General features: G+C 68.0%; 13 protein-coding genes. 5 read left to right on the top strand and 8 right to left on the bottom strand.

The features are described from left to right. Positions 1-34: 34 nt before the first annotated feature. The 3 genes from SOM19_RS05830 to SOM19_RS05820 all read right to left on the bottom strand — a co-directional run bounded on the left by SOM19_RS05830 (position 35) and on the right by SOM19_RS05820 (position 2,894). Positions 35-1,198, bottom strand: coding sequence for a glycosyltransferase family 2 protein (locus SOM19_RS05830; RefSeq protein WP_320485606.1), 1,164 nt, complete (start codon positions 1,196-1,198; stop codon positions 35-37). Positions 1,199-1,344: 146 nt separating this feature from the next. After that, entirely contained in the window at positions 1,345-2,088 is a 744-nt protein-coding gene (locus tag SOM19_RS05825) for an ABC transporter ATP-binding protein (protein WP_320485605.1), read from the bottom strand. Then, entirely contained in the window at positions 2,088-2,894 is an 807-nt protein-coding gene (locus SOM19_RS05820; protein ID WP_320485604.1) for an ABC transporter permease, read from the bottom strand. The genes SOM19_RS05825 and SOM19_RS05820 overlap by 1 nt, the downstream gene beginning before the upstream one ends. Before the next feature lie 123 nt (positions 2,895-3,017). On the opposite strand from SOM19_RS05820, the gene SOM19_RS05815 reads away from it, so the two are divergent. Continuing rightward, positions 3,018-5,156 (top strand): acyltransferase family protein, encoded by a 2,139-nt coding sequence (locus SOM19_RS05815; RefSeq protein ID WP_320485603.1) that lies wholly within the window; start codon positions 3,018-3,020, stop codon positions 5,154-5,156. Between the two features lie 29 nt (positions 5,157-5,185). Here SOM19_RS05815 and glf read toward each other — a convergent pair whose 3' ends face one another. Next, positions 5,186-6,322, bottom strand: coding sequence for a UDP-galactopyranose mutase (gene glf / locus SOM19_RS05810; RefSeq protein ID WP_320485602.1), 1,137 nt, complete (start codon positions 6,320-6,322; stop codon positions 5,186-5,188). A gap of 138 nt (positions 6,323-6,460) precedes the next feature. On the opposite strand from glf, the gene SOM19_RS05805 reads away from it, so the two are divergent. The 3 genes from SOM19_RS05805 to SOM19_RS05795 are packed head-to-tail and all read left to right on the top strand — an operon-like array spanning position 6,461 to position 9,639. Beyond that, a complete protein-coding gene (locus tag SOM19_RS05805; RefSeq protein ID WP_320485601.1) occupies positions 6,461-7,351 on the top strand; it encodes a glycosyltransferase family 2 protein in 891 nt (296 codons plus the stop codon). A 45-nt stretch (positions 7,352-7,396) separates the two neighbouring features. After that, the gene (locus tag SOM19_RS05800) at positions 7,397-8,533 is read left to right on the top strand and encodes an NAD-dependent epimerase/dehydratase family protein (RefSeq protein WP_320485600.1); all 1,137 of its coding nucleotides are present in this window, start codon (positions 7,397-7,399) and stop codon (positions 8,531-8,533) included. Continuing rightward, positions 8,530-9,639 carry an acyltransferase family protein gene (locus SOM19_RS05795; RefSeq protein ID WP_320485599.1) on the top strand — a complete coding sequence of 370 codons (1,110 nt, stop codon included), beginning with the start codon at positions 8,530-8,532 and terminating at the stop codon, positions 9,637-9,639. Before SOM19_RS05800 ends, SOM19_RS05795 begins: the two co-directional genes overlap by 4 nt. A gap of 21 nt (positions 9,640-9,660) precedes the next feature. Here SOM19_RS05795 and SOM19_RS05790 read toward each other — a convergent pair whose 3' ends face one another. Further along, on the bottom strand, positions 9,661-10,383 hold the full coding sequence (locus SOM19_RS05790) for a glycosyltransferase (RefSeq protein ID WP_414683628.1): 723 nt from the start codon (positions 10,381-10,383) through the stop codon (positions 9,661-9,663). Positions 10,384-10,470: 87 nt separating this feature from the next. On the opposite strand from SOM19_RS05790, the gene SOM19_RS05785 reads away from it, so the two are divergent. Next, the gene (locus SOM19_RS05785) at positions 10,471-11,724 is read left to right on the top strand and encodes a lipopolysaccharide biosynthesis protein (protein ID WP_320485597.1); all 1,254 of its coding nucleotides are present in this window, start codon (positions 10,471-10,473) and stop codon (positions 11,722-11,724) included. Here the strand turns inward: SOM19_RS05785 and SOM19_RS05780 are convergent. Genes SOM19_RS05780 through SOM19_RS05770 form a run of 3 tightly spaced genes read right to left on the bottom strand, consistent with a single transcriptional unit; the run spans position 11,696 to position 13,772 of the window. Beyond that, complete coding sequence (locus SOM19_RS05780) at positions 11,696-12,637, bottom strand: glycosyltransferase (protein ID WP_320485596.1); 942 nt, start codon at positions 12,635-12,637, stop codon at positions 11,696-11,698. The genes SOM19_RS05785 and SOM19_RS05780 overlap by 29 nt on opposite strands. Then, a complete protein-coding gene (locus SOM19_RS05775; RefSeq protein WP_320485595.1) occupies positions 12,634-13,035 on the bottom strand; it encodes a DUF2304 domain-containing protein in 402 nt (133 codons plus the stop codon). The genes SOM19_RS05780 and SOM19_RS05775 overlap by 4 nt, the downstream gene beginning before the upstream one ends. Further along, positions 13,032-13,772, bottom strand: coding sequence for a glycosyltransferase family 2 protein (locus SOM19_RS05770; RefSeq protein ID WP_320485594.1), 741 nt, complete (start codon positions 13,770-13,772; stop codon positions 13,032-13,034). The genes SOM19_RS05775 and SOM19_RS05770 overlap by 4 nt, the downstream gene beginning before the upstream one ends. Positions 13,773-13,777: the final 5 nt, after the last annotated feature.

Raw genomic sequence — 13,777 nt, 5'->3', positions numbered from 1 at the left:
GTCTCCTGAATTATCGGGGGCTGCGGAGCGTCAGTCAGTGCGACGACGCTGATTCGCGGAGGTCGGGCTGCGATCCGGCGGCCGCGGTGAGGCTTTCATCGACCTCGTGCTCACGGGCGATGGGCGCCTCCGAAGTGTCGCCGCCACCGCCGGCGTCGTGACGGCTCAGGACGGCTTCGACGGCTTCTGCGCTGACGGCCAGAGACGGATGACGGGCAGCATCCTGAGCGGCCCCCACCTTGGGGTCGAGCTGCCGATCGGGAGCGTACTGGAGCAGCTTGATGCGCTCGAGCGCGTCTTCCACCAGCGTGCGATTGGTCCTGAGCATGTCGGAGATCACGAGGAGCGCGATGCTGAGAAGCGCACCGACCAGCATCGCCGATCCGAGGATGAGCGATTGGATGTGATCGCCAGCGACACCCATCCATGTGAGCACCAGGAATCGCCCGAACGGGATCAGCGCACCGACGAGGAAGATCAGCCCCAAGGTCAGGAACACCGCGTGGGGTTTGAACATGATGTAGCTGCGCATGATCGCCTGGGCCGAGCGACCCATGTGCTGGAAGATGTTCTTGAAGAGGCGGGACTCACGCGTCTTCGGGTTGGTCGTGATCGCGACGCTCGCGATACGAAGGCGCTTGTTCCCCGCCTGGATGATCGTCTCCATGCAGTAGCTGAACTGCGTGACGACGTTCAGCCGGACGAGGGCCTCACGCGAATAGGCGCGGAAGCCGCTGGCCGCGTCAGGGAGATCGGTCTCCGCCGCGAAGTTGACGACGTTGCTGCCGATGCCCTGCATGAGCTTCTTGAACGGCGAGAAGTGCGCGATCGTCTTGGTCTGGCGGTCGCCGATGACGATGTCCGCTTCCCCGTGGAGGATCGGCTGCACCAGGTCGGCGATGCGCTCCTGCGGATACTGATTGTCGCCGTCGGTGTTGACGACGATGTCGGCGCCGTGCTGCAGCGCGTAGTCGACGCCGTCGCGGAACGAGCGAGCGAGCCCCATGTTCCGGGTGTGGAAGACGAAGTGCTCGACTCCCAGCGCGCGCGCCACCTCCACGGTCCGATCCGACGAGCCGTCGTCGACCACGAGAATGTGGATCTCGTCGACGCCGTCGATCTGCTTGGGGATGCCCGCGAGCACCATGGGGAGCGTCGCCTCCTCGTTGAGGCAGGGGATCTGGACGAACAGGCGCATGATGGGGAGACTTTCCTCAGACCCGACGGAGGAGCGGGACGAGCAGACGTGACGGCTGGGGATTCCTGGCCGCGAGGAACCGGGGCCTCCAGCATCCTAACGGAGGTCTTCCCGAAGGTCCGCTGTACGAACGGCGAGGCGTCCGGTCACACCGCGTAGTCGGCGTTGTACCGGTCGAGCACCTCGGCGATCGGGGCGTCCATGACCAGACCGCCCTTGTCGAGGTAGAGCCCCCGGGTGCAGAAGCGCCGCAGATCCCGCTCGCTGTGGCTGACGAAGAAGAGGGTCCGCCCGTCGGCCAGCAGCTCGTCGATCCTCTTGTAGCACTTCTCGCGAAAGGCCTTGTCGCCGACGGCGAGCACCTCGTCGACCAGCAGAATCGGTTCCTCGAGCTGCGACACGACCGCGAATGCGAGCCGCACCTTCATGCCGTTGGAGAGATGCTTATAAGGCGTGTCGATGGATTCACGGAGTTCCGCGAACTCGATGATCCCGTCGAATCGCCGTGACACCTCCGCGCGGGGCATTCCGTGCAGCCCGGCAGCGAGGCGGACGTTCTCGCGGACGGTCAGATCGCCCACGAACCCGCCCGTGATCTCGATGAGCGGCGCCACGCCGCCGTTCACCGAGACGGTGCCCTCGTCCTGGAGCAGCACGCCGGCGACGAGTTTCAGCAGCGTGCTCTTGCCCTGCCCGTTGCGGCCGACGACGCCGATGGACTCTCCGGGCCGGACGTCGAAGCTGACGTCGCGAAGGGCCCAGAACTCGCCCGGCTTGCTGCGCCGCGACGAGTCGGCGAACAGATCCTTGATGCTCCGGCGCCCGCGGCGGTTGCGCCGGAAGCGCACGCCGAGATCGACGACCTGGATGGCGAGATCGGACGCCGTCATCACAGCTCCTTCAGGAGGGGGCGCTCGAGCCGCCGGAAAACGAACAGCCCGAGGGCGAGGAAAGCGAAGCTCATCACCGCACTGACGCCGACGACCCAGGGGTCCCACTCCTCGGCGAAGAAGCCGACCCGGTACAGCGCGAAGATGCCGGACAGCGGATTGAACGCCGCCAGCGTCTCGAAGGCGCCCGGCAGATCGGACACGCCGTAGATGACCGGCGAGGCGTAGAACAGCGCTCGCAGGATCAGCTTGGTGGTGCGCTCGAGGTCGGTCCAGATGACGCACAGCGGCGCGACCAGCAGTCCGAGCCCGACCAGCAGCACGGTCTGGAGCAGCACCCCGACGGGGAAGAGGAGGAGTCCCCAATTGAGCTGCACGGGTGTGTCGCTGAAGGCGGCGCCGACGACGAACAGCACCAGCACGGGCAGCGAGCACAGGAACTCGATGCCCTTCGAGAGCACGATGCGGTTGATCCAGATGGAGCGCGGGATCGCCGTCGACCTCACGAGGCGGGCGTCCTTGCTGAAGGCGCGTGTGAAGTCGGAGACGGCGGCGTTGAACCAGACCCACGGGAGGAGCGCCGTGATGAGGAACACGATGTACGGCGCGTGGCCGACGGTGCGCTGGAAGATCTGGGTGAAGACGAACCAGTAGATCGCGCTCATGACGAGCGGATCGAGCACCGACCACAGGTAGCCGAGGGCGCTTGTCGAGTAGCGGACCTTCAGGTCGCGGGCAGAGAGCAGCCACAGGGAGTGGAAGTACCGCCTCGGCGATCCGGGCGCTCCGACGGCGGCTGTGGTCACGATGCGAGTCTATGACCCGCCGCGAATGCCTTGCCGGCACCGGCGAGACCCCCGATCCGCATGGAGACGACGCCGAGCGTCCGTGCCCTATGATGTGCAGGTTGCATAACGATTGGAGAGGGCATGGCCGCTCCGGCTAGCTCCTCCGAGAGACTCGTCGACACGCCTGTTTTCGTCGACCCGCAAGGGAAACGTGCGCGAATCCGCCGCAGCGCGAGCCGCCCCGACGGGAATGCGTTCCGGCCCGACATCCAGATGCTGCGCGCGCTCGCCGTTCTGGCGGTCGTGCTGTTCCACCTCTGGCCCAATCGCCTGACAGGCGGCTATGTCGGAGTCGACGTCTTCTTCGTCATCAGCGGCTTCCTGATCACCTCGCACCTCATTCGCGAGATCGACGCGTCAGGAAGGATCGCCGTCGGACGGTTCTGGGCACGCCGAGCCAAGCGACTGCTCCCCGCGGCGCTTCTCGTGCTGGGTCTGACTGCCGCGACGGCGATCCTCGTCATGCCGCCCCCGGCACTCGCGCAGACCCTCCGCGAGGTCGTCGCATCGGTCTTCTACGTCGAGAACTGGGCTCTCGCTCAGAACAGCGTCGACTACATGGCCGCCGACAACATCGCCTCACCGGTGCAGCACTTCTGGACGCTGTCGGTCGAGGAGCAGTTCTACATCGCACTGCCGCTCATCATGATGCTGATCGCCGCCGGTGCCCGCATGCTCCGGTTCTCACTCGTACGGTCGATCATGATCGGGCTCACCGCCCTCACTGTCCTCTCCTTCGTGTACAGCGTGTGGTTGACGACCTGGTCGGAGTCGACGGCGTACTTCTCCACCGCGACGCGACTGTGGGAGTTCGGTGTCGGCGGTCTGGTCGGAATGGCACCGGCCCTTCGGCGCAGGGGGCTCGCGACGCTTGTCACGGCCGCCGGTCTCGCGATGATCATCGTCGCGATCGCTTCTTACGGCCCGGATACGCCCTTTCCCGGATACGCTGCCGCGCTGCCGGTCCTCGGCACCGCGCTCGTGCTGTACGCGGGTGCCGCCACCTTCGCAACCAAGATCGGCAGCCTCAGGCCGATCGCGGTGGTCGGCGGGATCTCCTACGCCGTGTATCTCTGGCACTGGCCTCCGATCGTTCTCCTGCCCTACATCACCGGTCACCCGCTGACCACTGTCGAGAAACTGGCGATCCTCGCCGCGACTCTCGTCGCCGCTTGGCTCTCCACGAGGTTCTGGGAAGATCGCATCCGCTTCTCGCCGAGGCTTCTCGGGCAGGCGCGCCCGCTCACGGTGGCCCTGGTCGTGGGTCTCGGGATGATCATCGTCGCCGCGGTTCCGGTCGTTGTGCTCGTGAACGAGGCGAGGCAGGCGGAGGAGCGGGGGGCGCTCGTCGCAGAGATCACCTCGCAGAACCTGCCCTGCTTCGGCGCGGGCGCCATGGTCGATACCGAGTGCTCCGATCCTTCGCTCGACGGGGTCCTCCTCCCCGCCCCTGAGGATGCCCCCGACGATCTCGAGCCGCGGCCGGACTGCTGGTCGAACGGCCCGGACGCCACGTTGAACGTCTGCACGATCGGCGACGCCGAGGACTACGAGCGACGCCTACTGGTCGTCGGCGACTCCCACGCGAAGGCGCTGCTCAGTGCGCTCGAGGTCATCGCGGCTGAGCGGGGCTGGCGCATCGATCTGGCCAGTCGCGCGTCGTGCTACTGGACCGACCACGACTTGCGACAGAAGTCACAGGAGCTGACCGATGCGTGCGAGCAGTGGCGGTCGAACCTCGGCGAGTACATCGGCACCCAGGATGATCTCGACGCCATCGTCGCGGTGAAGGCACGCCGGTCACTGGCGGACGAGATCGACATGGCCAATCCTGCAGCGGCGATGTCAGCCGTCGTCGACGGCATGGCGTCAGCCTGGGACGCCCGTTCGAGCACGTCCGTTCCTGTCATCGCCCTCGTCGACAATCCCCGCATGCCGCCCTCCACCGTCGACTGCGTCGTGCGAGAGCACCTCCGAGCCGCGGAGGAGTGCGCGCTCCCGGCGTCAGAAGTGCTCCCGCCCGACGGTGTGCGGGAGGCTGCGGCGATCGCCGAGAATGCACATGTCGTCGATCTCACACGTCTCTACTGCGATGACCTGTGCCGTCCTGTCATCGGCAATGCGGTCGTCTACCGAGACGGACGCCACCTCACGGACACGTACGTCCGCACGATCGCGCCCTACCTCGCGGACGAGATCGAAGCCGTCCTCGACGAGTAAGCCGGCGATGACACGCGGGCAGCCCCGGCTCAGGCGAGCTGGTTGTTCCACATCGACAGCGCCGACCCGATCGCCATGTGCATGTCGAGGTACTGGTACGTGCCGAGGCGTCCGCCGAAGTAGACGTCCTTCTCCCCGTCGGTGAGGTCGCGGTAGGCGAGCAGTCCGGCACGGTCCTCGGGCGTGTTGACGGGATAGTACGGCTCGTCCTCGCGCGTGGCGAACCGCGAGAACTCGCGCATGATGACGGTCTTGTCCGTGGGATACCGGTCGGCGCGCTCGGGATGGAAGTGCTTGAACTCGTGGATGCGGGTGTACGGGACATCCGCGTCCGCATAGTTCATCACCGAGGTGCCCTGGAAGTCCCCGACCTCGAGCACCTCCCGCTCGAAGTCGAGCGTGCGCCAGGACAGTGCTCCTTCCGCGTAGTCGAAGTAGCGGTCGACCGGACCGGTGTAGACGACCGGGAGCTGCCCCACAGTCGCCCTCTTGTTCAGGGGCTGCGACTCGTCGAAGTAGTCCGTGTCGAGGCGCACCTCGATGTTCGGGTGATCCGCCATCCGCTCGATCCACGCGGTGTAGCCGTCCGTGGGAAGACCCTCCCACGTGTCGTTGAAGTAGCGGTTGTCGTAGTTGTAGCGCACGGGGAGGCGGCTGATGATCTCGGCCTGCAGCTCCTTGGGATCGGTCTGCCACTGCTTGGCGGTGTAGTCCCGGATGAACGCCTCGTACAGGGGGCGCCCGATCAGCGCGATGCCCTTCTCCTCGAGGTTCGCGGCATCCTTCGCGTCGAACTCGCCGGCGAGCTCGTGAACGAGGGCCTTCGCCTCGTCGGGCGTGTACGCCGCCTGGAAGAACTGGTTGATGGTGCCGAGATTGATCGGCAGCGGGAACACGACGCCCTTGTGGTTCGTGTAGACGCGGTGCACGTAGTTCGTGAACGACGTGAAGCGATTGACGTACTCCCACACCCCCGGGTTCGAGGTGTGGAACAGGTGTGCGCCGTAGCGGTGCACCTCGATGCCGGTGGTCGGCTCGTCCTCGCTGTAGGCGTTTCCGCCGATGTGCGGGCGGCGGTCGATGACCGTGACCTTGCGACCGGATGCCGCAGCCCGTTCGGCGATGGTGAGGCCGAAGAAGCCGGAGCCGACGACGAGGAGATCCATTCGGTGCGCACTTTCTGACGGGAGGCAGGAGAATGCGGCGGGCACTGCGCCCCGCCGCGTCCGAATCCTACCCGGGCGACCTTGGAGCCCGCCTCGGCGGACGTCGTTCACAGCCGCGTCTTCTATCCTCGGAAGGCTATGACTCTCGACATCGTCATCCCCTTCTGGGGCGATCCCCCCCTGCTCTACGAGACCGTCCGATCCGTTCAGGCGCAGGACGACCCCGACTGGCGGCTCGTGGTCATCGACGACTGCTATCCGGATGACACGGTGCCGGCGTTCTTCGCGGAGCTCGACGACCCACGGATCACGTACCTCCGCAACGAGGTGAACCTCGGCATCACCGAGAACTACCGAGAGGCCATCCGTCGCGCGCGCAGCGACTACCTCACGATCCTCGGCTGCGACGACCTGCTGCTCCCGAACTACGTCTCGCTCATCCGCCGGACCATCGCCGCCGTCCCGCATGCCGACGTCATCCAGCCCGGCGTGCAGGTCATCGACGAGCACGGCACCGTCGTGCGTCCACTGGTGGACCGCGTGAAGCAGGGACTCCTCGCCCCTCGCGGCGGTCAGGGCGTGGCCGTGCTGACCGGTCAGCGCATGGCGACCAGCCTCATTCGCGGCGACTGGCTGTACTGGCCGTCGCTCACCTTCCGCACCGAGACCCTGCGGCGCATCGACTTCCGCGACGGGCTGCCGATCATCCAGGATCTGGCGCTGCTGATGGACATCGCATTCGAGGAGGGGACGCTCGCCTACAACCCGACCCTCGCGTTCTCGTATCGCCGGCACGGGGGCAGTGCGTCTCAGAAGACCCTGCTGGACGGCAGGCGCTTCCGCGATGAGCGTGAGTACTACGCCCAGGCCCGATCCCTCGCGGAGGGGCACGGCTGGCGGCAGACCTCGCTGACCGCCCGAGCCCGCGTGATGTCGCGGCTTCATGCGATCACCGAGCTGCCCGGCATCCTCCGGCACGGGAACCGCGCCGGACTAGAATCGGCTCTGGCCCACATCTTCGCGGTCTGACAGCGACCCGCGACGCCCGATCCCCCGCATCATCAGGAGTTCTCCATGTCCGACCACGTGCTCATCACCGGTGGCGCCGGATTCATCGGGACGAGACTCGCCCGTCGGTTCGTCGCAGCCGGACGGACGGTCACGGTGCTGGACGCGCTCATCCCGCAGGTCCACGGCGCCGACCCGGAGACCTCGTCGCCGCTGCTGAAGTCCTTGGAGGGGGTCGCGGAGGTCATCACCGGCAGCGTGACGTCGACGGACGACCTGCGCCAGGGGCTGCGCGGCGCGAACATCGTCGTGCACCTCGCGGCCGAGACCGGCACGGGCCAGTCGATGTACGAGATCGATCGCTACGTCGAGGCGAACGTGGGCGGAACCGCCAAGCTGCTCGATCTCCTCGCGAACGAGCCGCACGATGTGCGGCGCATGGTCATCGCCTCCTCGCGGTCGATCTACGGCGAGGGCGCGTACCGCACGTCCGACGGGCGTCTGGTGTACCCCGGGCATCGGGCCGACGCGGACATGGCTGCCGGCGACTTCGACGTGCACGCCGACGGGGAAGGTGCGATCGAGCTCGTCCCGACGACCGAAGACGCGAAGCTCCACCCCTCCAGCGTGTATGGGATCACCAAGCAGATGCAGGAGTCCCTCATCCTGACGGTGGCGCCGACGATCGGGATCGAACCGGTGTCGCTGCGATACCAGAACGTGTACGGGCCCGGCCAGTCGCTCAAGAACCCGTACACCGGCATCCTGTCGATCTTCTCCACCCTCATCCGGCAGGGCAAGGAGATCAACATCTTCGAGGACGGGCTCGAGAGCCGCGACTTCGTCTACATCGACGATGTCGTCGAATCGACCTTCCGTGCCGCGACGATGCCGGCCGCTGCAGGGGGCGTCTTCAATGTGGGCTCCGGGGTCGCGACCACGGTCAACGAGGTCGTGGAGGCCCTCTTCGCCGCCTTCGGCACCGAGGTCCCCACCCGCATCACGGGCAACTACCGGCTGGGCGACATCCGCCACAACATCGCCGACACCTCGCGACTGCGCGACATCCTCGAGTTCACGCCCGCGACCACGTTCCGCGACGGCGTCGCGCGCTTCGTCGAGTGGGTGCTCACCGAGCCCGTCGAGGGCGACACCTATCAGCGATCCCTCGACGAGATGGCGTCGCGGAACCTCCTCAAGTGAGCCTGCCGCCCGCGCTGCGCGGCACGCCGTATCCGTATCGCCGCAACAGCCTCAACCTCTTCCGGCTGATCCTGGCGGCGCTCGTGCTGTTCGCGCACAGCTGGTACATCGCCGGCGAAGGCTCCGGGCCCGGCATCCAGGGCGAGAACCTCGGCGGCTGGGCCGTCGCGGGGTTCTTCGTGCTCAGCGGGTTCCTCATCACGCGCAGCCGGGTGCGCACGTCGCCGGGAGAGTATCTGCTTCATCGCGTGGCGCGCATCTACCCCGCGTTCATCGTCGTGCTCCTCGTGACCGCGTTCGTCTTCGCACCGATCGCGCTCCTGGTGGAGCAGGGGTCGCTGGCGGGATTCCTCACCACGCCCATCACGCCGTTCCAGTACGTGTGGGGCAACATCACCCTCTACATCGATCACTACGACATCGGGGCCACACTGCAGACGGTGCCGTACCCCGGCGCCTGGAACGGCTCGCTGTGGACGCTGTTCTACGAGTTCCTCTGCTACATCGTGATCTGGGTGCTGGGCTTCCTGGCCATGTTCCGGCGCTCCCCCGTCTTCGTCGGCGCACTCTGGGTCGCCTCGGTGGGCCTGTGGGCGATGATCGGCGCCGCTCCCCGCGTCGGGCTCGACGGGAGCTTCGAGCTGTTCGCCCGGCTGCTGCCCTTCTTCCTGGGCGGCTCCCTCATGTTCTTCATCATCCAGCGCATCGGCGTGAACCGGGCGCTGGGGTTCGCCGCCCTCGCTGGCGCGGTCCTCCTCATCTGGCTCGTCCCGCGGTGGGGCGGACAGGCCGCGGCCCCTCTGCTGGCGTACGGTCTGCTCTCGCTGTCGACGTGGGTGCCGCAGCCGGGCTGGATTGCGCGGAACGACGTCTCCTACGGGTTCTACATCTACGCGTGGCCGGTGCAGCAGCTGACCGTGCTGCTCGGCGGCGCAGCGTGGGGCATGCCGGTGTACATCCTGATCACGATCGCGGTCACCTTCGTCCTCGCATGGCTGAGCTGGGTCGTGGTCGAGCGCCCGGCCATGCTGAGGGTCCGGCCCAGGCCCGGCGAGCGGCTGCGCCCCGAGCCGATCGAGCCGCCGGGCGACATCCAACGCGCCTGAGCGTTCGGCGAAACCCGCGCCTCAGCGAGCGGCGCGCACCCGTCGCCGGGCCTCGAACCATGCCCGGACGAGCATCACGCGCGACGCCACGGCCGAGCGAACCCCACGAGGGCGGGGCGAAGAGGCGTTCGACTCGTGAAGCCGTCGGCGCAGCGTCGTCTCCTCGACGTGCTGCAGCGATCGGGCGGCATTGCCGACGGTCGCCATCCACAGGTCGTGCGACTCGGTGAGGAACGCGGGAAACGGCGTCACGAGCGGAAGGACGTCGCGGCGGACGGCCATCGCGCACCCGAAGTAGGGCGCGTCGCCGACCAGGATGCGCAGCTCGTTGCGCAGCGCATGCCGCGAGGACTTCGCTCGCAGGCGCCACGGGCGGCCGGTCACCGGAGAGCGCAGCGGCTCCTCCGTGCCCAGGATCACCAGGTTCGAGGCGGCGATGCCCGTCGACGCGGCGGCGGCTGCGAGAACATCGCGGCGCCCCGTCACCCATTCGTCGTCCTGGTCGGCGAGCAGCACCACGTCGCCGTCCGACAGGGCCATCGCCGCTTCGAAAGTGCGGACGTAGCCCAGGTTCCGCGGATTGCGCACGACCCGGATGCGCCCGTCGCCGATCGCCTCGACCCGCTCCGGGGTTCCGTCGGTGCTCGCATCGTCGACCACGATCAGCTCGTCGTCGGCGCGCAGCTCCGACAGGATCGAATGCACCTGGTGCTCGACGAAAGCGGCTCCGTTGTAGGTGGCCATGCACACGCTCACACGCATCGACTCAGTACCGATGTCAACAGCCCTTCGAAGCGGGAGGTGCGGGTGCCGGCACGTAGACTGCTTCCGATGCGGTCGCTCATGCTCAGGCTCGCGGGGTTCACGGGAGCGCCGATACTCTCGGCGCTCGCCCCGTTCATCATACTTCCGGTCGTATCCCGAGTCGTGGGCGACGACGGCTGGGCGAACTTCTCGGCAGGGCAGTCCATCGGCATCCTGGGCATGGTGGGAGTGCTCTTCGGCTGGGGCATCGTGGGGCCCGTGCGCGTCGCACGTGCGACCGATGTGCGCGAGCGGGCCCTGATCCTGCACGAGAGCATCCGCTCCCGACTGGTCACCTCGCTCATCGCCGTCCCCGTGGCGGCCGTCGCGACCTACCTCGTGTGCGGGCCGTCCTACCGCTGGGAGTCGGTGTTCGTCGCCGTCGCGATGACCCTGGGCGGCCTCACCCCGGCATGGTTCTGCATCGGACAGGGCAATCCGCGTGGCCTGATGTGGTTCGACGCCCTGCCCAAGCTCGCGGCGTCGCTCCTCGCACTGCCGCTGGTGGGCCTCACCGGCCAGGTCGCGTGGTACCCCGCGCTGCTCCTCGCGTTCACCCTCCCCGCGTTCGCGATCCACGCGCGGCTGACCGCGCACGGCGATGCACTCGGCGACGCGCGCCCCCGGGGACTGCTGACCGTGCTGCGCACGCTCGTTCCCACAGCCACGATCGACGCCACGGCGAACGCGTACGGGTCGACGGCGATCCCGATCGCGACCGCGGGCCTCGCCGCCTCGGAGGCCAGCTCCTTCGCGTCGGCCGACCGCGCCTATCGTGTGGCCGTCATGGCCGTCATCGCATGCGGCAATGCGTTCCAGGCCTGGGTCCTCGACCCCGCAGATCCGGACCCGCTGCGTCGGCACCGGATCGCGATCGTCGCCCATGCCGGTCTGGGGCTCGTCGGCGGCGCGGCCCTGGCGCTGCTCGGTCCCTGGGCGACGGGCCTCCTTTTCGGTGAGGCGGTCGCGGCGGAGCCTGTGCCGTGCCTGCTGTTCGGCGTGGCCTTCTTCTTCCTCTCCGCGACCACGCCGCTCATCCGCAACGTCCTGATCCCCGCCCAGCGCTACCGGTACGTGTTCATCGCCACCCTCGCGGCCGCGGCGGTCGGGATCGTCACGATGATCACCGGCTCCAGCCTCGGCTCGCCGTCCATCGTCGCGCTCGGCGTCGCGGCCTCGGAGGCGACGTCGTTCGCCGTGCTGGTCGGACCAGGGATCGGGATGCTGATCGCGCTCGCTCGCGAGCGGGACGTCAGTCCTCCCGCGGCGCCGACCACCTGATCCCGCTCGCGACGTCGCGGAGGGAGTCGGGCATCCGACCCATCGCGCCCCGGCGGGCATCGCGCACGGCGTGCCGATACAGGCGCCAGAGGGAGCGGCGTGGGCGGGCCAGCAGCAGAGCGTTCGCGAAGTGGACGAGCTCGAGCAGCGAGTCCCGTGCGATCCAGCCGAACTGCGAGCGCCAGTGGGCGCGGTTGACGACGATCCGGTTGCGCACCCGGTAGTAGTACCGGAACGGAGTGCTCAACGTCACCTCGGGCGGGATGCCGGGCAGGCGCACCCGGCGGCCGAAGAGAAGCCGCTGGTACCTCGCGCCGAGGGAGTGTGCGAGGACGAGGCCGGCTGACGCGACCGAAGGTCGGCCGTGAGCGACGCAGCGAAGCTCGAACTCGGTGTCGACGAGGTCGATGAAGAGGTCTTCGCGCATCGGGCCGACCAGTTCGAGCAGGCCGCGGTCCAGCAGCATCCCGGACTGGATCGCGTGCCGTGCGATCAGTGTGCCGTCCCGCTCCACCTTCGCCACCTGGCGCACGCCGGCGAAGTACTCGGGCACGACGGGGCCCACAGGCCGGCCGGACTGCGCCCGATCGAGCATCGTCTCGACGAGCGCCGCGACGAATCCGTCGCCGACGTGAGAGTCCTGATCGAAGGTGACGACCGCTTCGGCCCCCCTGTCGAGAGCGAGACGGATGCCGGAGTTCAGCGCCGCGGCGATGCCGCGGTTCTCGTCATGGCGTAGCACTGCGACGCCGGCGTGCTCCAGCTCCCCCAGCACCTCGTCGGCCTGAGGCCCGCTCCCGTCGTCGACGACGACGACGCCATCGACCTGGCCGGTGAGCGCCGACACGGCCGCCAGCACGCCGCGATCGGGCCGGAAGGACGTGACGACCGCCCACACCGACGGTCGTGTCACGGAGCGGCCTTGTCGCCCGCGTCTCCGCCGAGCCGCGCGTCGCGGGTGAGCAGATCGATGCGCGCGTCCAGCCGCTCGATCTCTGCGCGCGAGATCGCGGCCTCTTCGGCGACGCGGCGGATCTCGCCCTCCGCCTGAGAGAGCTCCCACGACAGGTGGAGGGTCACGCCCAGCAGAAGCACGATGGCGAGCGAGAAGAGGAGGTTGGCGGGCACGACCACGCCCAGCGCCTCGGTGAGCCACAGCAGCAGCTGAGGGAAGACCCCCAGGATCAGCACCGCGAGGCCGATGACCAGCCAGAGCACCGCGTACTTCTCGCGCAGGCGGCGGGTGACCAGCATCCACACGACGAGGACCAGGATGAGCACCGCCAGGGCGATGCCGAAGAAGACGATCACGCGTTCCCTCCGGCGACGGTGCGCGTAGTCGACCGTCGCCGCATCACCGCGAGGGTGAGGGCGAACGTGGCACGCATGAGATAGACCGTCGCACTGATGGTTCCCTGGCTGGGAGTGCCGTGCAGGCGCGGGCGCATCGCTACGGGCACCTGGGTCACGGTGAGTCCCTCGTGGCAGGCGGCGACGAGCGAGTCCAGCGTGTCGCCGAAATACTCGGCGGGGTAATAGCTCACGTACTGGTCGATGGCGCGAGGGCCGGCGGCGCGGAACCCGCTCGTCGCGTCGGTCAGGTGGACGCCCGACACACGCGACATGACGCGGGCGAGGAAGATCATCGCCCAACGGCGGGGGCCGCGCACGGTGTAGTCGCCGACGTCGGCGAACCGGGCGCCGATCGAGATGTCCGCCCGTTCGAGGCCGGCGAGCACGCGATCGATGTCGGACGGATTGTGCTGGCCATCCGCGTCGACCTGGATGGCACGCCGGTATCCGCGCCGCTGGGCGTAGGTGAATCCGGTCCGCATCGCACCGCCCACGCCGAGATTGAAGGGAAGCGAGATGACGGTCGCCCCCGCGTCGCGCGCAGCCTGCGCCGTCGTGTCGGTGGATCCGTCATCGATGACGACGACGTCGTAGTGCGGGCTCGCCGCGCGAATCTCACCGATCGTGGCGCCGACGTTTCGTGCCTCGTTCCATGCCGGAACGATGATCAGGACTCGATCTTGAGTCTCGGTCATAGTGC

This window comes from Microbacterium sp. CFBP9034 (genome assembly GCF_034045255.1).
In the GTDB taxonomy this organism is placed as follows: Bacteria; Actinomycetota; Actinomycetes; order Actinomycetales; family Microbacteriaceae; genus Microbacterium.
The sequence above is the reverse complement of the archived record's forward strand: the minus strand, read 5'-3'. Positions and strand labels throughout refer to the sequence as shown.